The sequence below is a fragment of the Acinetobacter sp. V91_7 genome, assembly GCF_031799075.1.
Classification (GTDB): domain Bacteria; phylum Pseudomonadota; class Gammaproteobacteria; order Pseudomonadales; family Moraxellaceae; genus Acinetobacter; species Acinetobacter calcoaceticus.
Map to the genome: position 1 here is coordinate 174,094 of NZ_JAVQNT010000031.1, position 21,251 is coordinate 195,344.

Genomic DNA, 21,251 nt, shown 5'->3' on the forward strand with positions numbered 1-21,251 from the left:
TTGGGCTTATTTGAGTTGTTCTATCAGTGTTGGATAAATCAGCCCATCTACGTTTTGTTCAGTTTTATAAATACCGTTTTCAACGTTAAATTTATTGACGTGATAGGTCGAACCATAAATTGAGTCAAACCCTTCAGATTTAACAAATACTTTTTTATTAGCATTGATATCTAAGAGATGCGTACCGCTGACCATCAACTCATATTGTTTCGGCTCAACCCCTGAACGGTTTGCCATGATTTTGACCGCATCGGCATGAGTCGCAGGGTCATTAATATATTTAACTGTTTTGTCCCACACCTGAATGATTTTTTTCCATTCTTCTTGATGGGCAGTTAAATGACTCATATTGACAGTCAGTGTGTCATAAATTAAACCTGGCTTGTCTTTAGAGGTATAGATAATTTTAGAACCAGCTACTGCTTTTAATGCTTGACCTGCAACAGGTTGCCAAACAGCAATCGCAGAAATATCTGGGCTATTAAACACTTGAGGTAATTGGTTGGTTGCTGAGTTTACCAGCATCACCTCACTCGCTTTAATGTTATGGTCGGTTAAAGCAGTTGCTAGCAAAAGATGATCAACCAAGCCTTTTTCGACACCGATTGATTTTCCCTTTAAGTCTTGAATGGTATTAATACCCTCTTTAGCAATAATGACATCATTACCCGCAGAATAATCTGTTGCCATGATCATCATGCCTTGCGTGCCACCCGAAGCGGTTACCAAGTTATCGCCATTGGTGACCAAAACGGCATCAAGCTGATTTGCTGAAAAGGCCGAAAGAGAAGCCGAATAATCAAACCATTTAAATTCTACATTTAACCCTGCTTCTTTTAACCAGCCTTTTTCAATGGCTACTTGCCAAGCCACCCAGCCCGGCCAATCACTATAGCCAATGGTAATTGGTTTTGTATTCGTGGCTGCCTGAGCATCTTGTTTAGCTTCAGGCACTTTAGCCGTATTGTCACACCCACCCAATACAACTGCCGATAAAATAGATACGGATAAAAACGCTTTTTTCATCATATAGAAACTTCCCCAACATTTTTATTAACAACACTTTGAGCGGTTTGATTGAATGACTGTATATAGGCTCGCCAGCCTCCAAAATGGCTAATATCGGTTGCATCTTGAATGGCATACGCTTCACAAATAAAGCCTTTGACCCATGTGCCATCTTTTAGTTTGAGGTTACCAATACCAAGTGGTGCGGGTACTTCAGCCACAATGGCTCCAAAATTTGCTAATGGAACATCCCAAACTTCAACTTCAATAGAAGTACCTGTTGCATCGCATTGCAGGCCGGGTTTTGGTGGTGTGGTATTTTTTAAGGCAAAGAGCTTATAAGTATCTGCTGTCTGGGTTTTCTTGAGTAAAGTGGCATTGCGGCTAGTGAGCTGAAAATTCAGTGGCATACCTGTTAAGTGCGCTCCCACAACAGCTAGCTGCACTGAATGATTCGACTGAATCTCTATATTTTTTTGATAATGTTGAGTTGATTTACCCAAGCTTAGCAATGTTTCGGTTTGCCAGAGCTGCGCAAAATTTGCCAATGCCTCATCGTGCCAAGCTGATGCAATAAAGGTTACTCCACTTGGTAAACCATCTTCACGCAGTGCATTTGGTAAGGCTAAAGCAGAAAGATCGGCAAAATTAACAAAGTTGGTATAGGCCCCCATGTGCGCGTTTTTAGTCAACGGGTCGGCTTCAACTTCGGCAATGGTATAAATGGTTGGTGCTGTTGGAACCATTAAGGCATCAAAAGGCTGTAACGCCAAATTAATTTTTCGAGCCAGAACGGCGCGGTTATATTCCGCTTGAAGTGCATCTGTTGCTTTGAATTTATCTGCCTGAGAAATAATCTGAGCAATGACTGGATGAGCCTTTTCACGCGTTGTCATGCGTTCAACGGCGATTGTTCTTTCCGCTACCCATGCATCATTATAAAGTGCAGCAGCAAGCTCATTAAACAAGCTGAAATCTATACTCTCAACTTCATAGCCCAGCTTTTTTACGCGCTCAATTGCAATTAAAAAGGCCTTTTCAGATTCAAGATCGCCATAAAACTCAAGCTGGGCAGGAATGGCAATTTTTCGTTTAGAAAACTGAGTTGGTACATTGGCTGGATGTGCTCGTGAATATTCATCTGTTTCATCATAGCCTTGCATTAAGTTGGCAACGGTCCACGCATCATCAATATGCAGCGCAAAAATAGAAATGACATCAATAGTCCGACATGCAGGAATTAAACCTGTAGTAGAAAACCAGCCCTTTGTCGGTTTTAGGCCTACAATATTGTTATGGCCCGCAGGAACACGCCCTGATCCTGCCGTGTCTGTTCCTAAACTAAAAGGCACTATACCGTTAGCCACTACTACAGAAGAACCAGAACTTGAACCGCCGCTAATATATTCAGGGTTAAAACTATTTTTTACTGCGCCATAGGGAGAACGAACACCAACCAGTCCAGTCGCAAACTGATCTAAGTTCGTTTTGCCCACCACAATCGCCCCTGCTTTTTTCAACTTGGCAACTACGACAGCATCTTGCTTAGCTAAATATTGAACCTCTTTACAAGCAGCAGTCGTGTGAAAGCCAGCGACATCAATGTTGTCTTTGACTGCAAATGGCACGCCGTATAGAGGTAGGTCAGCAATATTCTGGTCTTTTAAAACATCAATTTGCGATTGAATCTGCTCGCTCGATGCAATTTCGATCCATGCGTGGTCATCATTTTTAATTTCTGCAACATAAGCAATCAGATCTTCAAAATGGATTTGCCCGTTTTGATATGCTGTTTTCCAGTCTTGAATTGTCCATAAATTTTTCAACACGCTACTCCTCATTTAGTCATTTTGCTGTATAGGCGGCATCACGGCATCCATCAATTCTAAATGCCCTTTAATCACCCCTTTAAGCACAATAAATTGCTGGCTAATTTGTCTGAGTTCAGAGCTCGCACCCTGCATTAACATGACTTGCAATATCTTTTGTTGGTCGAGCTGGATATGAAGTGAACTAATCACTTGTGCTAAAAACTGTTGTTGTAAATCGACCAATTGATTGCGTAGGGTCATTTGGCTAGCGTCATAAAGCAGCGTCAAGGTGCCTACCATAACTTCATTGGCCTGTGCTTGCTCTGCAATCAGATGTTTATTAATCATGTCGACAATGGCTTGCGAGCGACTTTCATAGTTCTGCTCAACAATTTTTTGGTCGAGTGCGTTGAGGGTCGTTTCAGGTACGGTAATACTGATTCGAGCTAACTTTTGTTTTGCCACTGTCTTATCCTTTTGTTTTAGTCGGATAATGGTTTTGTTTGATATATACGCCTGCACGTACACTGAGTAGTTCGACTAAAAAGGCTTTTAAAGTTTGCTTTGGTTGAACCACGGGTTTTACATCGTTCATATCGCACCTCTAGCTTGGTATTACCAAATTCAGTTTTTGTATTACTGATAAGAGATGCAGAAAATGTGCCAGTTTTTAAACGTGGTTTTGATGGATTGGGCGGGTATTTATGAGTGATTTTTGGGCAAAAAAAAGCCCCATGCACAGGGATGGAGCTAATTTATGTGAACAATAAAACCAATCTTCTATATTAATTAAATCACAATAAATTGAGTTTTGATTTTGACTCTTCAGATAGATGAATCAAACTATGCGCCCATACATATAACGAATCTAAAACTAGTCTAAAAGTTTTTCCAAACTCTGTCATTTCATAGACAACTTTGATCGGTGCTTTTTCACCATAAACCGTTCTAGAGATTAAGCCGCTTTGCTCTAACTGCTTGAGTTGAAGACTTAACGTCATTTCAGTAATTGTAGGAATGAGTTGCTTGATTTCATTAAAGCGTTTCGACCCATCTTTTAAATAATACAAAATAACGCATTTCCATTTTCCACCAACTAAGTCCATAGCCATACTGATATGACATGGATAAGTTTTTCCATTTACCGTGACTTCACATGTATTTTCAGTATTAGCCATTTTTAAACGCTACCTATCAACTTTGATAGTTATTGTACGCCAATACTATAAAAATTATAGTGGCTATTATTTTTATAGTTTAAAGGCACTCTCATGGCTTTACTTATTTTGGCTCATCCCTACTACGCTCAATCAATTGCAAATAAAGCAATTGTAGAGGAGCTTGTTAAAACCTATCCAGATCTCGAAGTCCGAGATATTTTCCAGCTCTATCCGGACTATCAAATTGATGTAAGTGCTGAACAAGAAGCCTTGTTACGCCACGACACGATTATTCTGCAATATCCAATGTTCTGGTTTAATATGCCGGCAATTTTGAAATTATGGTTTGATGAAGTTTTTACTTATCAGTTTGCTTACGGCTCTCAGGGCGATAAATTAAAAGATAAAAAAGTCATTATTAGCATGACGGTCGGGCAAAAAGAAGCTGACATGGTGAACGACCGAGAAAACTTAGCCGATAGCTTTTTAAAAGCGGTTCAATATTCAATTCAATATACGCAAATGCAGTTAAGCGCCACTTACTTGCTTTATGACGTATCACCGTTATCAGGCAATCCAGAGTCGAAAATTAAATTAGAAGCTGTTGAACATGGTCATAAAGTATTAAAGCATTTGACCGAAGCATAAAATTTAAAGAGAGCATCAATATCGATGCTCTCTTTTGGGTTTAAGCGACAGGTGCCAAGGTAAAGAGTACTTGTCCCGTTTTTACGGTTTGCCCTTTTTCAATGGTAATGGTTTCTACCTTCATGCGTTCAGGCGCAATAATCGGGATTTCAATTTTCATTGCCTCAATCACCGCAAGGGTTGCACCTTCTTCAACAATATCTCCCGATGCACATTCAATTTTCCAGATTGACCCCGGCATATGCGACTCAACTGCACAGCCCCCTTCAGGAATAACTACGGTCTCACCTTCATCGACAGCATCTAGGCTTTCAGAGATATATTCTTGCAAACCGGCTTCATGCCAACGGCGTCGTTCAGCCTCAAAATTGGCTTGTTGCGTGTCTTTAAAGGCTTGAATGCTGTCTTGATGTGTTTTTAAAAACTCGTTGTATTCTTTTAAATTGAGTACGCCATCTTCAATGCGAAGTTGTAGACGGCCCGCCTTAAAGTCTTCGCGCATTTGCAGAAGTTCAGTCTCAGAAACTTCATAAAACTTAACTTGGTCAAAGAACCGCAATAACCATGGTTTACCTTCTTCGAAGTCGGCATTTTTACGGTAACGGCTCCACATTTGGGTGGTACGGCCAACGAACTGGTAGCCACCCGGCCCTTCCATGCCGTAGACACACATATAAGCACCACCGATACCTACGGCATTTTCAGGTGTCCAAGTTCGCGCAGGATTATATTTTGTGGTGACTAAACGCTGACGTGGGTCGAGTGGTGTCGCAACAGGTGCGCCTAAGTACACATCGCCTAAACCCATCACTAAATAATTCGCACTGTAAACCACATCTTTAACCGCTTGCTTTGAAGCTAAACCATTAATACGGCGAATAAACTCGACGTTATCTGGGCACCACGGTGCATCTGGACGAACAATTTGTGTGTAACGCTCAGTTGCAAGTTGAGTCTGCGAATCTTCCCAAGCTAAAGGCAAATACACAGTCCGTGAAGACACCTGCATATTTTGAATGTCGGGTAACTCGGCTTCTGCTTGTTGAAGTTTCTGTAAAAGCTCAAGTTGATCGAGCTGGATTGAATCAAAATGAATTTGTAGTGAACGGATGCCCGGTGTTAGGTCAATAATGCCCTGAATGTTTTGATCTTTGACCCATTGCATGAGTGCATGAATACGGAAGCGTAAATTTAGATCGAGTACTAACTCACCATATTCCACCAACAAATAGCTATTTCCTGCTGGACGATAGGTCACGCTTGGTAAGTCGGCTTCACCTTCTAAAGTTGCCAAAACCGCATCTTTTAAAGTGTCAGGTTCTGCCTGAATGGCTGGATTAAAATCGATATGCGTTGTATCAGCCGCAATTAAACTTTGATGATATTTTTGATCGAGTGCTTTTGCTTGTGCATAACTCACAGGCACAAATTTGACTTTATCGCCTGCTTTAAGTTGCCCGATTTTCCAAAGCTCAGAATGAATGACTACCGCGGGACATACAAAGCCACCTAAGCTCGGACCATCTGGACCCAAAATAATTGGCATATCGCCGGTAAAATCAATCGCACCAATCGCATAGGCATTGTCATGAATATTGGAAGGATGTAAACCTGCCTCGCCGCCATCTTCACGTGCCCACTCAGGTTTTGGGCCAATTAAACGAATGCCTGTACGGCTTGAGTTATAGTGAATTTCAAAATCATTGGCAAAGAACGTATCAATATCTTGTTTGGTGAAAAAATCTGGCGCGCCATGTGGGCCATACATCACAGCAATTTTCCAACTTTGGGTAAAGTGAGGAATTTGCGCTTGAGCTAAAGCCGTGGTTGATTGAACTGAATATTCCGTAATCGGCAGCATATCGCCAATTAATAAATTACGGCCTGCGTGTCCACCAAATTGCCCCAAAGTAAAAGTCGCCTGTGATCCTAAATAGTCAGGAACATCGAAACCACCTTTAACGCCTATATAGCTGCGGCAACCTGAACGGATAAGCCCACATTTTAAAACTTGGCCTTTTTTCACGTTGATGGTTTGCCACATCGGCACAAGTTCACCATCAAGTTTTGAAGGCATATCACCGCCGGTAATGACAATTTGGCTATCGCAATGAAACTTTAAAGTTGGCCCTTGCAAGGTACATTCAAGCCCTGCCGTATTTGGCCCATTGGCTAGAAGCTGGTTTGCCACAGTTAAACTGAGTGGGTCGATGGCACCTGATGGCGGCACACCAACATCCCAATAACCTAGTCGACCTGTTACATCTTGAATGGCAGTTTGAATACCAGACTGCAACACCTCAATTTTTTGAGTTTTCCATTCAAATGTATTTAAAAATCGAGTGGTTTGGGTACCTAAAGCAAACACATCGCAAGCAATAATATTTTGCAAATATTCCAGATTAGTTTCGATGCCTGCGACTTGTGTGTTGGCAAGACTAGCACTCATTGCCTGAATGGCTTGATCTCGTGTTGCTGCAGTCACAATAATTTTGGCAATCATTGGGTCATAAAAAGATGATACCGTTGAACCTGTTTCTACCCATGTTTCGACTCGTGCTTGCGGGTCAAATTTAACATGTGTGAGTAGGCCCGCACTCGGCTGGAACTGTTTAATCGGGTCTTCGGCATAAAGACGAACTTGAATAGAGTGGCCTGTTGGCTCTAACTGTTTAGTCGGTGCTGACCAGTCTCCACTTGCCAAGGTGATCATCCATTCAACTAAATCGACACCGAACACTTGCTCGGTCACGCCGTGCTCGACTTGCAAACGAGTGTTGACCTCTAAGAAATAAAATTCTTGGGTTTCGGTATCCATGACAAACTCAACCGTGCCTGCCGAGCGATAGTTCACCGACTGCATCAGTTGAATAGCAACTTTTTGAATGTATTCGCGTTGCTGTTCATTTAAATGTGGTGCGGGTGTTTCTTCAATGACTTTCTGATTACGGCGTTGCACCGAACAATCACGCTCACCCAACGCTAAAACTTGCCCTTGTCCATCACCAAAAATTTGTACTTCGATATGGCGTGCATGTTGTACAAATTTCTCTAGGTACAAACCAGCATCTTTAAAATTGACCTGCGCTAAATAAGACACAGTTTGATAGGCATCTTTTAATTCGGTTTCATTCCAGACCAGACGCATGCCAATACCACCGCCACCCGCGGTACTTTTAAGCATGACCGGATAACCAATACGGGCCGCTTCGGTCAAGGCCTCAGCTTCATCTGCAAGTAGTGAACTGCCCGGAAGTAAAGGCACGTTGCTTTTAATAGCGAGTTCACGTGCAGTATGTTTTAAACCAAAATCGAGCATTTGGCTTGAGGTTGGCCCAATAAAAGCAATGCCTTGGCTTTCACATAAATCACAAAACTCGGCATTTTCAGACAAAAAACCATAACCAGGGTGAATGGCTTCTGCACCCGACTGTTTTGCAACCTCAAGGATTTTTTCAATATTTAAATAACTTTGATGGGCAGGTGCAGGGCCAATTAGGAAAGCTTCATCGGCCAAAGTCACGTGTAAAGAATCACGATCGGCCTCAGAATAAACTGCAACCGAAGCGATCCCGAGTTTTTTAAGGGTACGAATTACACGACAGGCAATTGCACCGCGGTTGGCAATCAGAACTTTTTTAAACATGCTTACACCCCTTCCGCTTCACGGACAACCAATTGAATTTTGGTTGGGTTATAGGCATTACATGGGTTGTTTAGCTGAGGACAATTGGAAATTAAAACAATTAAATCCATTTCTGCCCGAACTTCGACGTATTTCCCCGGTCCTGAAATGCCGTCATCAAATTTAAGCTGACCGTCTGGCGTTACTGGCACATTCATAAAAAAGTTAATGTTTGGGCCGATGTGACGCACATTTAAGCCATGCTTTTTTGCAATGGGATGTTTTGCCAAGGCATACATAAAGTTGTTACGGCAACTATGCATAGGGTACGTTTCATGTGCATAGCGAACCGTATTACTTTCACATGAACAGGCACCGCCAATGGTGTCATGGCGCCCGCAGTTATCATCATGAATAACGGCAATTGGACGACCAAAGTTACTATAGAGCTTGGTGCCGTTTTCTAAATAGATTTGTTGGTTGATAGCCAAAGTGTCCATTGCGCTATAACGCTCAGTTGGATTTTCGGCACTCATAAACAAAGTATCGACCGCTTGGTTTCCCTCAAGGTCAATAATTCGAAAATATTGGCCCTTTTTAACCTCGCACATCCACGCTTCACCCGCAGGACAAACTTCATTTAAAACTGCTTTTTCAAATGATTGTAAAACTGTCATGATGCTTCTCCTGATTTAAATATTGCTAAGCGCGTAGTAGCGGGCTGTGTTTTGAAACGCACGCTGATTTTGCGAACACGCATCACGACAAATATCGCTGTCTGTTAGAGAGTTGGCTTTAAATAGACTGAGTTGAATATCAGCAGGTTGATAGATTGGGCTGGTGTCTAAACCATGCGGCGCGGCAGATAAAAATATCAAGCAGTCCATTTCAAAGCGCAATTCAATGCTTTGATTGGTGTTGTCAGAACTGACATAAGACAAAGCGCCGTTTTCATCTGGCACAACTTTAGAAAATAGGTTAACCGCAGCACTCAGGTCTTGGCTGGCAAGTCCGTATTTACACATTTCAATGAGTAAACTGTCTAAGCCGTTTTGGTACATATCATTGCGGGCATCTTGAAATGTACGCGCACCAAATTGCTTTTCAATTTGCTCAGGTCGGCTCGGGCCACAAAGTGCATCGTTCCAACCATGGTCATCATGAACAATGGAAGCCATCACACGGCCAAGGTCTGAATACAGCACATTGGAAGCTTTTAAATAGGCGGTGTGTTGCCCTTTTAAACTGTCGGGCATGTTAAAACGTTCAAGCACATCGGCAGCATTTACACAAAACAAAGAAACATTTGCCTGAGCGCCAAGCGATGTAAATCTAAGAATAGTTCCCTTTTGAATACGACCTGACCAGTGATGTCCGCCGGGTAAAAGTTCGGTCCAAATCGCCTGATTGTTATGATAACTTGCAGTGTTCATAGCTACTCCTGTCGGATAGTTTTAGACTTCCTCCCGGGCTTTTATCCCTCCGTGTAGTTCGCTAGGAACCGTGAACTCTCGGTCCAGACATACTGTAAGTATCGGAACCCTAGATCACTTTTGATTGCTTAAGACTATGCAAAGGACATGCCAGCTTAGTATTACGTTTTTGGTTAAAAGTAATACTAAACTTGGGCAATTTGAGTGCGTTTTAAGTTCAAAAATAAAAAGCTGCACTAAAAATTGTGCATTTCATAGCAGCAATACAGCATCGACACCGCAGTAATTATCTCTATAGAGATTTGAGTAACAATTAACGAATGCACAGCAATTTTAATTAGGAATGTTTTTCTTATTGATCTAACAAAAAGCCAATCATCTCTATATTAAAATGATTGGCTCTATTATGGAGACTGGTCTTAATCTAACTTGAGCTGCTGTCTGAGCTTTAAGATATCCACCAATCCTTTATCTCTGGTTTGGTATAAATCGGTATCTTTATATTGAGTTAACAGCTGATTGGTTTCTGCTTCCAATAACTCTGTTGTCTCGTCTGAATGTTGAAATGCTTGCATATCGTTCCACCATTCTGTCATTGGAGGACCTAAATGATGGATCGCCTCTTTAAAACCCTTTTGGTTTGCAAGCTGCATATTAATATAGGGACCAAATAACGCCCATCTTAAACCCGGCCCACTGGTAATAGCGACGTCAACATCTTCGGCAGAACACACACCTTGTTCAACCAGTGAGAAGGCTTCTCGCCATAGCGCAGCCTGCAAGCGGTTTGCTACATGCCCTTTGACTTCTTTATTTAAAACGATTGGGTTCTTACCTAATTGTTTATAGAACTCGGAAGCCTGTTTCAAAACTTGTGGAGATGTCAAAGTACCACCCACAATCTCGACCAAAGGTAAGAGATGAGGCGGATTAAAAGGATGACCTAGTAAAATACGTTCAGGATGTTGTGCCTCTTTTTGAAAATCAGATACTTTTAAGCCCGATGAACTTGAAGCAATAATAGTATGTTGAGGACAATATGCTGTGATTTCTTGATATAGCTGTTGTTTGATATCGAGACGTTCAGGTGCATTTTCTTGAATAAAATCAGCTTCTGAAACTGCATCTTTCAAATGATTAGAAATTTCCAGATGAAGCAGTACATCTTGTAGAGAATGGCTATGCTCAGAGTTTCCATCCAAAGCCAATAAATCATTTAAATTTGCAGATATTCTTTTTTTAAAAATCGCTTCATCTATAGGATACGGGTCATAAACCTTAACTTTAAATCCTTTATATAAAAATAAGGCCGTCCAACTTGCTCCAATTACACCTGCACCTACCACACCAACCGTCTTAATAACTTCCATATTTTCCTCGTAACAATGTTGTTTTATTCGAAATTTCTTTACCCAATTGAATGCTTAAATAAACATAGCAGATTCAACCAATCAATAAATTTAATTGTTTATATTTTATATAATTTGTCCTATATTCCCTATCTTGAAAATTTATTCCTTTCGCCAGTCTGACTTAATCTTTTACCATTTTCTAACCGTTATTTACTGAATTTTATGTCAAAAAATCTAGCAACATTGATTGGTTTAAGCGCCATTCTCATGTGGGCATCTATGGTCGGTCTGATGAAACAAGTCAGTGCCGCCATTGGACCTGAGCTAGGTGTTACGCTTATTTATTCTTTAAGTGCGCTACTGTTGCTTGCCATTTTCAAAGTTCCAGACTTTAAGCAGATTTCCAAAAAATACTTAATATTGGGTACAGTCCTGTTCGTTGCTTACGAGTTGTGTTTTTCATTTGCGATTGCTTACTCTCAAAGCCCTCAACAAGCAATTGAAGTCAGCATTGTTAACTATCTGTGGCCGAGTTTAACGGTTTTGGCTTTTGTTATTTTTAAGGAATTAAAGTTTAATTTTCTTATTATTCTCGGCTTACTTATTTCAATTTCTGGCATTATTTTTATTCAAACTGGCAGCGGTGATTTTAGTCTAAGTAGCATTGTCGATAATTTTCATAGTAACCCTCTGAGCTATATTTTGGCATTTGTAGGTGCCATTATCTGGGCTTTTTACTGTGTACTCACCAAAAAAATGAGTAATGGGCAAAACCCGATCTCTATTTTCTTTGTTTGTGTCGCACTAACACTATGGCTCAAGCTGCTTCTCTCTGGGCAATTTGCCATTCCTTCAATGGATATTCCAACTGTAATCACCCTTTTAATTGCATCCACTGCAATTGGCTTTGGCTATGCGGCATGGAACATTGGCATCATTCATGGAAACATTACCATGCTTGTGGTTGCCTCTTATTTCACCCCTATTATTTCGTCTATTTTGGCGATGTTTGTTTTACAAACTCAATTATCCTTAAGCTTTTGGCAAGGAACAGCCATGGTTACGGCTGGTTCATTTATTTGTTGGATTTCAACCAACTGGTCTGTGATTCAACCTTTCTTTAAAAAATTACGAAATAAAAAACCGTAACGAGCAGAATTAAAACGGGTCACAATTACTCGTTATTTCACCGTAGTGCTGTAAAAGCCATCAATGGCATCAACCATTTGAGATAAACCCGGCTGCTCTAATGGGTAATGCCCTGCATTTTCCAATATTACGGTTTTTACAGGTACTTTCTGAATACGGCTAAGAAATGGTGTACTTAAATCAAGTGGGGTCCAACGGTCTTTTTCTGGTTGAGTTAACAAGACTGGACACACATCAAACTCTTCAGGCATCACTTCAGGTTTGTAATGTATATATGAGTCTAAAAATGTGAGTGAAACCGAGTTACCAGCCGAGGTTTTATCTTTCATAAAGGCCTTTAAAGCGTCTTTATTGTTCACCAAAGTACTCATTTTACTTGCCCAGCTCATTGGAATCCGCATTGAGGCCAGAGGTGTTTTTGCAGTCAAATGCGCAATTGGTGTCCCTACTCGACTCATAAATAAGTTACTTGCTACTGTGTCTGTAACCTTCTGACTACTTGTGTCAAGAAAGGTCATTCCCACAATTGCTTTCACTTTTTTATTCTTTGCCGCAACGTGATACGTCAGCATTCCACCTGCGCTTAAGCCATAAAGCACAACCGGACGACTATCTTTTGCTAATTCAATATCAATTAAATCACTACCAGCCTGTACCCAATCGTTATAGCTAATAACCTTGCCTTTGCTAACTTGAGTGACACCATAGCCCGGCATATCGACTGCAATTGTTTCATATCCCCGATCAGCCAATGGTTTACCTAAAATCATCGACATTTGTCGGCCATTCGTACCTACACCATGAAATAAAATCACTTTAATTTTTGCATTTGGATTTCGATAAGTATCCAAATGGATGTTATTACCATTCCAAGCCCACCATTCTTCTTTTGGTAATTGGTCTTTGGGAATATGAAATTCTTGAGGAAGAAATTGTTCAATTTGTTGCCAAGCAGCTTGATTTTGATAACCCATTGCTGAATCTCCTGATTTTATTTCTTTAGCGGTAGATGCACTTGTGACACAGACTACAAGGCCTATTACACTCAGTTTACTTATTAAATACCGCATAACGCCTGCGGGCTTTGTTGGTTGAACAGCATTCATTTTTGTTGTACTCGTTCTTATCCCAAGCATAGATATTAGGCGTTTAAATTTTAATTAACCATGTTAGGTTAAAACAGATGTTTTAGTATTTAGGTCAATTGATCAATTCAGGCTCTGATTGCTGAAGACTCAAAACTCCGATGAAGTAGAATTCCCCCCATTGCCCAAAGCGTGCTAATATCCAAAAACTGACAATCACCAATGTCAAAATTATTTTCAGAGGGAATAAGATGTTAAAAACTCAAAAAATCAACATCGTACAAGAATTTGATGCACCCGTAGACAAGGTCTTTGCCGTCTTGAGTGAACATGAAAACCTGAGCAAACTTTTCGCTCCTGCTAAAGTGACTCGCATTAGTAACGGAAAAGACGCTCGTAATGGTGTGGGTTCTGCTCGTAAAATGTCTATTCCATTTACACCTTCTTTTGTAGAAACTAATTTAGTCTACAAAGAAAATGAACTGATCGAATATGCAATTACAAGCGGCATTAGCCCAATTAAAGGTCACCGTGGTGTGATGAAGTTTATTGATTTGGGAAACAACCGTACTCGTTTGGATTACACCATTAGCTTTAAAGGACGAGTGCCTTTTCTTGGCCCGATCATTAAAGCAGCTCTACAAAATGGCGTAAGTCGTGGACTTAAAAAACTTAAGTTTTAATCACTAACTTAAAAAGTAAAAGGCCCGATCTAGGGCTTTTTATTTGTCCACAAAAACAAAAGCCGACTCGTTAAAGTCAGCTTAATACCACAGTGTGAGAAAATTGCTTAAGTAATTATTGTTCGTGGCAATCTTCTATCTATTTTCTTTTTCTAACATTAATTTACACCTTGGTTATGACTGTTTGATTAAAAAGAAATCAGAAATACCAAATAAAATGCAAATTAATTCACTCTTAATAAAATAAATGCAAATCAATTAACATTTATTAAAAGTGATGTATATCAACTACATCTTTTACATCTTTAGAAATTTTCTAAAGTTTAGTATGCTGAAAACAACTTACTAATTAATAGAAATTAAGCAATACAATGGAACATCAGAGTTTGTTAAAGGAATTAAATTCGCTTATTGAATATTATTCCAGAAGAACAGATTGTCCACCTACCAGAATCCGTATAGGTTACAGAGCCTATGCCAAACTCATGCAGAATCCAAAATTTGCTGATGAAGTGACAAACTCTGCTTTAGATCCAAACAAGCGTAAATATAAAAAGTTGAAAATCAAAGTCACGAAAGATGACGATCAACTAGAGCTCGAATAAATAAAAAGCCCAATTACGGGCTTTTTTCTTTTAGATTATGTTTGGGTTTATCGCTAAGACAGCATTATTAAAAAATACTCGAGTAGCTTGTCTCTCTCATCTACACTGTTTTTACTTAAAAGCTGAACCATTGCCCCATCAATCACAAACAAAAACATGTGCGCATCTTTCATTGAAGCCGTAGTTTTGACGGTTAAAAGCAGTTTATAAATTTCGCTGATTAGCCAAGTTCTATATTCAATCACCACGCTATAGGCTTTTGGGTAGAGCTTTTCAATTTCAAAAATTGCTTTAAAGGGCAAATGATAAAAGCCATTTAAGTCGGCATGTAAAAGGTAAATCTGCTTGAGTTTATCAAGCACCATTTGCTCTTTGTATGAATTAAGAATGGAAAATACTTTTACTTTGAGCGCATCTTTTTGAAAAGTGAGACACATCTCGATCAGTCGGGCTTTTGAGTGAAAGTCGTTATAGAAAGTAGCTTTGGGAATTTTGGCTTCTGCAATAATTCGGTCGACACCGACCTTATGAAAGCCATCTTGATTAAATAAATCTTTTGCTACGTGAAGCACGCGCAGCGCTCTAAATGAAGATTCTAAATTTGTCATGTATACCGCTTAAAATAATTTTTTGTTGTATCTAAAAGAGATAGAAATGCCGTCACTCTTAAAATGAGTGCTAAAAACAGGCATGCAAAAGCGGCACAAAACTGTGCCCTAAGCTATCTCAGGTTTTATTGTTGCTATGATTTTTTAGTCGTAACGATTCTTAAGGCGTAGAAAACCTAGAGTCGATTAAACCGTTTTATAGACTGTTTAATTGGTATGGGCGGAGAGATTTTGGAAAAGGCCAAAAATTGAGAAGAATTAGTACGCATAGCGGACTCCTTTGTTAACAAAAGAAATCCTACCGATCACTGCTAAATGATGGTGGCAGGACGAAAGAGGGTTAGCAGACTGGCAACAAAGAAACCAGCACACCCGAAGGTGTCCCCCTTCCGCCCTACCGTAGAGAAAAAGGGGGCGAACGAGATCACGATACACAAAACTAGGTTTCGTATATCGTCTTTGTTAGATAGGGTCTGCTAAAACCCGCTAGCAATGTAGGCCAGCCCGCAAAGGATAGTATTCGCACTTGTTGGCGTCAAGCGTGCGAAATGACAATCGTATTAAAGTAGAGCGGTTGCGAAGGTAATTTTTTAAATTAAATTCATGTTCTAACCCATTCTTTTGGTATTAGACCATCTTCTTGCTTCTTCCAGTTTCTTATCTCAACGGTATTATTAAAACCACCCCAAATAGATTGATCTGCATGCTCTAATACAATAATTTGATAACCAAAATTTGATCTTTCCAAACCAAGTTCAAGCATCTCAAAGATACGTTTAGTTGCAGCGATATCATAATTTCGATCAATTTCTTTAGAAGTGAGCTGTAGATCAATATCATTTAACTTATTTGTCTCAGTAACATTAGTAGACAAATGCTCTTCACTTGATTGATCAATTTCTTGAGTAATAAGCTGTAACTTCTCAATATCATCTAACTCATTATAACCAGAGACAGTAGTAGGAAAATACACTTGGCTTGGCTGATCAATTACTAAAAAGTTAAAAACTGGAGAATTTTTCTTCTGTGAGAAATATTCATGTAAAGCTAAAAAGGTAGAAATATGGTAACCCATCCAATTTTCACCACTACCTACCTCCCATAAATACTCTTTTATCCCGTTATCTAATTGATCAAATCTCAAAGTTAACTCTGACTTATCTAAAGAAATATTCCCTCTTTGATCCAATTTAAACTCTTTAGAATATATTTCTATTAAATTACCAATTTTTTCATATGCAGTAGTTTCTAAATTAATTTTCCTTGAATTCATAAAAAAATTATCTAAATCTTGAATCTCTTTTGCCAGTTCCTTTATTTTCAAACTAAGATCATCTTCATTTCTATTTTCTTGATAATTTATTAAAAGTGCTTCTATTCTTCCTAATAAAATATAAATTTGGCTTAAGGAATCATTTTTTTTATTATGTTCGACTTCTAAGACCAAATTTTCTTTTCTTATTTCATGAAGGTTATTTTGTGCACATACCAATTCCTTTTCAAGCTTTTCAATTTCTAAATCTACAACAGGATTTTCATACAAAACACCAGACAGTTCATTCAATTTATTTACTTTTACCTCTAAATTACTGATTAAATCATTTAACTGATTACTCTCAGAACCACAGGCTATACAATGATTTTTTTCAGCTAAATTTTCTTTAAACCATTCAAAATTTACTGTACGATTTTTTTCTATATCAACAGCGGAACTAAAGTTAGTAGCAGTAGTAGACAAAGATCTAAAATTTCTTATTTTTACTCTTAACTTATCGACTTCTTGTTGAAACTTTATTTCAATTTTTTTATTTTTTTGATAAATTTCATTAGAATATAAATAATTTGGATTTTTAATTAATTTTAAAAGATTATTATTTTTCATATTTTCACATAAAAATTGAAAATTCTTGATTTTATCTTCAGTAGACTCTAAATCTTCTTTTACTATTAATCCTAATTCTATTGCCTTTAACCACAACTTATTTACATCAGCTTGCCATGCATTAATATCTCTTTGGGTTGTCTGTTGTTTTTTTATCAAGCTATCTAACTCACGTTGCTTAATTGCTCTTTGTCTCTCCTTAAGCAAATATTCATTATTAACAACACCTAATGCAAAAGGAAAAATTTTCTTTAATCTATCCTTATGTTCATAAGAATCAGCTTTATAAAAAAGTGTATTAGGATTTGCAACTATATGCTGAGGCAAGAAATTAAAAGCTGAAAGATCTCTATAAGAAGCCCTTCCATCAAATCCCCTAGTTTCCTCTTCTACTGTTTGTGGTAAATTACTAATTTTTAAAATTCTATTATTAAATAAGTCTTTTAGTTTTAAATCATTGTAATTTGAAACAAACTGATCAGGCAGTATATCTTGATTTGTTAAGTTCTTTACATAAAACTCTTTGCTTGCCTGCTTACTTTTCGGTGTTCGTCTAGCAATTAGAATATTAATTTCATCAACTACTAACACTACGCCGAACCAATCTACCTCATCTCGTATTAATCCTACTGGTATGGAGCATCTACTAGCTCCTAAACAGTAATCTATTATTGAAAGAATAGAAGATTTTCCAGTTCCACTTCTACCATGAACTATATTAATTTTATCTTTATGAAATTCAATTTCTTCAATACTATTTTCTTTATTTGTAGGCCATAAAATTAATTTTTTTAAATAAAATCGCATCTCATTTCCCCATCAACATAAAATATAATTCTTCAGTACTATGATTTTTAAACCAGTATGCTAATCTATTAATGGTATAAAGCATCTCTTTAGGTAATACTTTATAATTATAATTAGATGGCCATTTTTTAAAATTACAGATAAATAAAGTATTTTCTTGAGATTTTACAACAGAGATTAATTTTGTCGAATTTGCTAAATTTAGCCCTTGTATAGCTATTGGAGAAAATTCTAAAACTCTTTTTTCAAAATTTGCTTTTATTAAACTGTTTTCAGTTAGTATTTGGTTCAAAGATGTTGTTAATTTCCTTTTACAAATTAAGTTACAGCTTTCTTTGTGCCAAACAAGTGGCAACACTAAAAGCAACTTTAATAAATCAACACTATCTGTGTGTGAGTTTAAATCTTCATATTTTTTTATAAAACAAGTCAACAATGTACTTGCTAATAAACTATTTTGAATAAGACTTTTATCTAAATAACCTTTATTCATTTTAAGCATCCTTTTTTGCATACATTGAATGCCAATAAATATAATATTGATGTTCAGGTAAGTTAGCTAAATAATGATAATTACCAATTGTGAAATAAGGATGCATAGTTTTATTTTCACCTATAGGTGCTAGATAATTTGGATCTAATGTTTTTTGAATTGTTTGCTTGCAAGTATAAACATCATCTGTAGAAGTTGAAAAAGTCTGAACATCATTATTAATATAGGTCCATCTATTATGAAGTGCAGAATTACGTGCATCCCATTGAGAAAGTAAAACTTCTCCCTCATCTTCTAATCTAACTTTTTCAGAATAAAATCCCCAATATGCCTCTAAAGCATTATTACAATAATTTTCAGGCAATCCTAAATAAATCAATTGCTCAATAAATAAATGAGAACCTTTACTAGCACTCAAGTATTCTTTATATTTAGTTGAAATCAACGGTTGTTCAACATATTTTTGGAATTTTATATTACTTATTTCTTGATAAAGCCTATTAGATATCTGATCTTTATCAATCCATGCTGCTTCTTTTGATTTCCATCTTTCTTGACAAAAATTAGTCAAATAACCCAAGAGATTCTCATATATAAAAGTTTTATAATTTTCAAAATCTTTAGGCAGATGGAATAAATTTATAGTTGCTTCTTTAAGCTTCTCTTCATCTTCCGTCGCATTACAATCTTTTAGCTCAAGATTTTGAATTAAAAATTTTAATTTCTCCTCACTGTAGGTTAAAACCGTTTTAATAACATTAGAATTCCCGACACCTTCCTCATACTCATCTGCAATTTTTCTCATTGACGCAATACATTCATCAATTTCTTTATTTTTCATTGCTTCGGATAATGTATGAACTAAAGAATTCCTATTAACTAAACTATTAGTTACTAAACAATAATTTATCTTCGAATGGGTTTGCTGCATTTTTTCCATAGATTCTAGCCAGATATGGAGTGTATGCCATAAATTTTTACTACTATCTTGATAAGGATTTTTAGTTGGATTAACTGAATGTTTGTCTTGTTCTAATGTAATTTCTGATAAAGAGCCATGATCTGAGGATATTTCTACGACATCATCATCTGTTTCAATACCAATAACTAAATTAGAAGCATCACTCTTTAAAATTCTATAAAGTGCTCTTTGAATTTGAAAGATATAACCTGCTATTTTGGCACTAGCCTCTTTTGTTACATCTCCCATAAACAAACCTCTTTTCAGCTTTTTTCTACTAAATTTATAAATCTCACACTAATAAATTATCAAAATTTAATTTTTTATCAAGCCTTATGCTACAGATGACTTTTATTTACATAAAATCTATTTTATCTTATCTCCAAGAATATATATTAATTTATATACAAATATTTTAGATCTTCATAAACACAGAACCAACAAACGAAATAATTATTAGTGATATTACCTAAATTCAACGTATATTTTACAAAGCTTTTAATATACCAATTTTTATCTTTAATATTTTATAATAAAACCTCTATGCAGACCCGACTGAACCAAAGCCCAATCAAGCCCTATCTATAAACCACCCACTAATCCATCAACTTTTTACGGCGATACAACCCACAATTTCCGGAAAATAACGCTGCCAATAAACAGGTAATGATGGCATAAGTCGCAACATTCATTCCAAATAGCTCAACAGCTAAAATAATAGACGTTAACGGCGCCTTACTCGCTCCAGAAAATAGGCTTACCAAGCCTAAGCCTGCAAGCAATGAAATTGGCAAGTTTAAAACCGCCCCTAAAGCATTACCTAATGTCGCACCCACATAAAATAACGGCGTAATCTCGCCACCTTTAAAGCCTGAACCTAAAGTGATGGCAGTAAAAATAGTCTTGTTAAAAAAGTCGTAAAACTCAATCGGCACATAAAAAGATGAAATGATTTTATCTGTACCCAAACCATTGTATTGCTGATGCGCAGTGAACAAAGTAAGTAGCATAATCACGATACCGCCCACCATCGTTCTTAATGGCAAATAGCGAATGTATTTATAAAAGATGTCACTGGCAAAATGAATTGCGGCAATAAAGAACCGTGCAATCAAACCAAAGATCAGCCCTGCCACAATTAAGTTCATGAGCGTGCCGAAATGAATAGGCGGAAACTCACTAATCACATAAAAAATGTGTGGGTGAACGATATCGAATAGTTCAGGAATGGTCGATGCAACAAGGGCAGACACAAAACATGGAAAAATGGCTGAATATCGTAAATTACCCAAAGCAGTAATTTCCAAGCCATAAATTGCACCAGCCAAAGGCAAACCAAAGACCCCAGCAAAGCCCGCACCAATACTGGCGATTAAACAAATTTTTCGGTTATCTTCCGAGACTTTTAATATATGGCTCAAGTGGTCAATTAAGGCACCCGAAAGCTGAACTGCTGGTGCCTCACGCCCAGCCGAACCACCAAACAACTGCGTTAAAATTGAGGTGATAAAAATGATGGGGCTCATTCGTTTTGGAATGAACGATTTAGGCTGATGAATTTCATCAATCAGTAAATGCGTTCCCCGTTCAATGGGTGAACCATATTTTTTAATGAGATAACCAATACCAAAGCCCACAAAAGGCAAGAAATAGATGAGCCAGTGATGCAGACTTCTAACTTTATTTGAAATATCAAAAGCCACAAAAATTAAAGTCGAGGCCAGCCCCGCAACGACTCCAATCACAATTGATATGGCGAGCCAATAGACACTGTATTTTAGAATTTGATCATATTCAGATGAAGGTAGAATTTTCATTCGCGTTCTTCAATTCGCCTTTGAGTGAGTGCCAAATTCTCAAATTGTTTTTATGCTGCCAGCTCATTAAGTGAGAAATGCTTAAACTGGGCTAAAAATTAAAGCCCGCATAAGCGAGCTTTCG

At 37.8% G+C, this 21,251-nt stretch carries 19 protein-coding genes and 1 riboswitch; of the genes, 4 read left to right on the forward strand and 15 right to left on the reverse strand.

Annotation, left to right across the window (positions count from 1 at the left end; genetic code table 11):
- Positions 1-6: 6 nt before the first annotated feature.
- From RMB03_RS07290 to RMB03_RS07310, 5 genes are all read right to left on the reverse strand, one after another.
- The gene (locus RMB03_RS07290; protein ID WP_311075022.1) at positions 7-1,029 is read right to left on the reverse strand and encodes an ABC transporter substrate-binding protein; all 1,023 of its coding nucleotides are present in this window, start codon (positions 1,027-1,029) and stop codon (positions 7-9) included.
- Positions 1,026-2,837 (reverse strand): allophanate hydrolase, encoded by a 1,812-nt coding sequence (gene atzF, locus RMB03_RS07295; RefSeq protein ID WP_311075024.1) that lies wholly within the window; start codon positions 2,835-2,837, stop codon positions 1,026-1,028. The genes RMB03_RS07290 and atzF overlap by 4 nt, the downstream gene beginning before the upstream one ends.
- 12 nt (positions 2,838-2,849) lie before the next feature.
- Positions 2,850-3,284, reverse strand: a complete 435-nt coding sequence (locus tag RMB03_RS07300; RefSeq protein ID WP_001118705.1) for a CopG family ribbon-helix-helix protein — start codon at positions 3,282-3,284, stop codon at positions 2,850-2,852.
- A 4-nt stretch (positions 3,285-3,288) separates the two neighbouring features.
- On the reverse strand, positions 3,289-3,414 hold the full coding sequence (locus RMB03_RS07305; RefSeq protein WP_311075026.1) for a hypothetical protein: 126 nt from the start codon (positions 3,412-3,414) through the stop codon (positions 3,289-3,291).
- A 199-nt stretch (positions 3,415-3,613) separates the two neighbouring features.
- On the reverse strand, positions 3,614-3,997 hold the full coding sequence (locus RMB03_RS07310; RefSeq protein WP_311075028.1) for a helix-turn-helix domain-containing protein: 384 nt from the start codon (positions 3,995-3,997) through the stop codon (positions 3,614-3,616).
- A gap of 93 nt (positions 3,998-4,090) precedes the next feature.
- On the opposite strand from RMB03_RS07310, the gene RMB03_RS07315 reads away from it, so the two are divergent.
- A complete protein-coding gene (locus tag RMB03_RS07315) occupies positions 4,091-4,627 on the forward strand; it encodes an NAD(P)H-dependent oxidoreductase (RefSeq protein ID WP_045125275.1) in 537 nt (178 codons plus the stop codon).
- Between the two features lie 40 nt (positions 4,628-4,667).
- Here RMB03_RS07315 and uca read toward each other — a convergent pair whose 3' ends face one another.
- The 4 genes from uca to RMB03_RS07335 all read right to left on the reverse strand — a co-directional run bounded on the left by uca (position 4,668) and on the right by RMB03_RS07335 (position 11,055).
- The gene (gene uca / locus RMB03_RS07320) at positions 4,668-8,273 is read right to left on the reverse strand and encodes an urea carboxylase (protein WP_311075030.1); all 3,606 of its coding nucleotides are present in this window, start codon (positions 8,271-8,273) and stop codon (positions 4,668-4,670) included.
- Between the two features lie 2 nt (positions 8,274-8,275).
- Positions 8,276-8,929, reverse strand: a complete 654-nt coding sequence (locus tag RMB03_RS07325) for an urea amidolyase associated protein UAAP2 (protein WP_311075032.1) — start codon at positions 8,927-8,929, stop codon at positions 8,276-8,278.
- Between the two features lie 15 nt (positions 8,930-8,944).
- Entirely contained in the window at positions 8,945-9,685 is a 741-nt protein-coding gene (locus RMB03_RS07330) for an urea amidolyase associated protein UAAP1 (RefSeq protein WP_284089391.1), read from the reverse strand.
- Positions 9,686-9,713: 28 nt separating this feature from the next.
- Positions 9,714-9,809: riboswitch (guanidine-I (ykkC/yxkD leader) on the reverse strand.
- A 295-nt stretch (positions 9,810-10,104) separates the two neighbouring features.
- The gene (locus RMB03_RS07335) at positions 10,105-11,055 is read right to left on the reverse strand and encodes a 3-hydroxyacyl-CoA dehydrogenase NAD-binding domain-containing protein (protein ID WP_311075035.1); all 951 of its coding nucleotides are present in this window, start codon (positions 11,053-11,055) and stop codon (positions 10,105-10,107) included.
- A 204-nt stretch (positions 11,056-11,259) separates the two neighbouring features.
- On the opposite strand from RMB03_RS07335, the gene yddG reads away from it, so the two are divergent.
- Positions 11,260-12,186 (forward strand): aromatic amino acid DMT transporter YddG, encoded by a 927-nt coding sequence (gene yddG / locus RMB03_RS07340; protein ID WP_311075037.1) that lies wholly within the window; start codon positions 11,260-11,262, stop codon positions 12,184-12,186.
- Positions 12,187-12,218: 32 nt separating this feature from the next.
- Here the strand turns inward: yddG and RMB03_RS07345 are convergent, their stop codons facing one another.
- Positions 12,219-13,292, reverse strand: coding sequence for an alpha/beta hydrolase (locus RMB03_RS07345; RefSeq protein ID WP_311075039.1), 1,074 nt, complete (start codon positions 13,290-13,292; stop codon positions 12,219-12,221).
- 230 nt (positions 13,293-13,522) lie between these two features.
- Between RMB03_RS07345 and RMB03_RS07350 the strand changes: the two genes are divergently transcribed.
- A complete protein-coding gene (locus tag RMB03_RS07350) occupies positions 13,523-13,954 on the forward strand; it encodes an SRPBCC family protein (RefSeq protein ID WP_045125272.1) in 432 nt (143 codons plus the stop codon).
- Between the two features lie 371 nt (positions 13,955-14,325).
- The gene (locus RMB03_RS07355) at positions 14,326-14,559 is read left to right on the forward strand and encodes a hypothetical protein (RefSeq protein WP_017390345.1); all 234 of its coding nucleotides are present in this window, start codon (positions 14,326-14,328) and stop codon (positions 14,557-14,559) included.
- 53 nt (positions 14,560-14,612) lie between these two features.
- Here the strand turns inward: RMB03_RS07355 and RMB03_RS07360 are convergent, their stop codons facing one another.
- From RMB03_RS07360 to RMB03_RS07380, 5 genes are all read right to left on the reverse strand, one after another.
- Entirely contained in the window at positions 14,613-15,167 is a 555-nt protein-coding gene (locus tag RMB03_RS07360; protein WP_311075043.1) for a TetR/AcrR family transcriptional regulator, read from the reverse strand.
- 601 nt (positions 15,168-15,768) lie between these two features.
- Positions 15,769-17,856 (reverse strand): DUF3732 domain-containing protein, encoded by a 2,088-nt coding sequence (locus RMB03_RS07365; RefSeq protein WP_311075044.1) that lies wholly within the window; start codon positions 17,854-17,856, stop codon positions 15,769-15,771.
- A 1-nt stretch (position 17,857) separates the two neighbouring features.
- Positions 17,858-18,349, reverse strand: a complete 492-nt coding sequence (locus RMB03_RS07370) for a three component ABC system middle component (RefSeq protein ID WP_311075045.1) — start codon at positions 18,347-18,349, stop codon at positions 17,858-17,860.
- 1 nt (position 18,350) lies between these two features.
- On the reverse strand, positions 18,351-19,559 hold the full coding sequence (locus tag RMB03_RS07375) for an ABC-three component system protein (RefSeq protein ID WP_311075046.1): 1,209 nt from the start codon (positions 19,557-19,559) through the stop codon (positions 18,351-18,353).
- 347 nt (positions 19,560-19,906) lie between these two features.
- Complete coding sequence (locus tag RMB03_RS07380) at positions 19,907-21,127, reverse strand: chloride channel protein (protein ID WP_127491280.1); 1,221 nt, start codon at positions 21,125-21,127, stop codon at positions 19,907-19,909.
- Between the last annotated feature and the right edge of the window lie 124 nt (positions 21,128-21,251).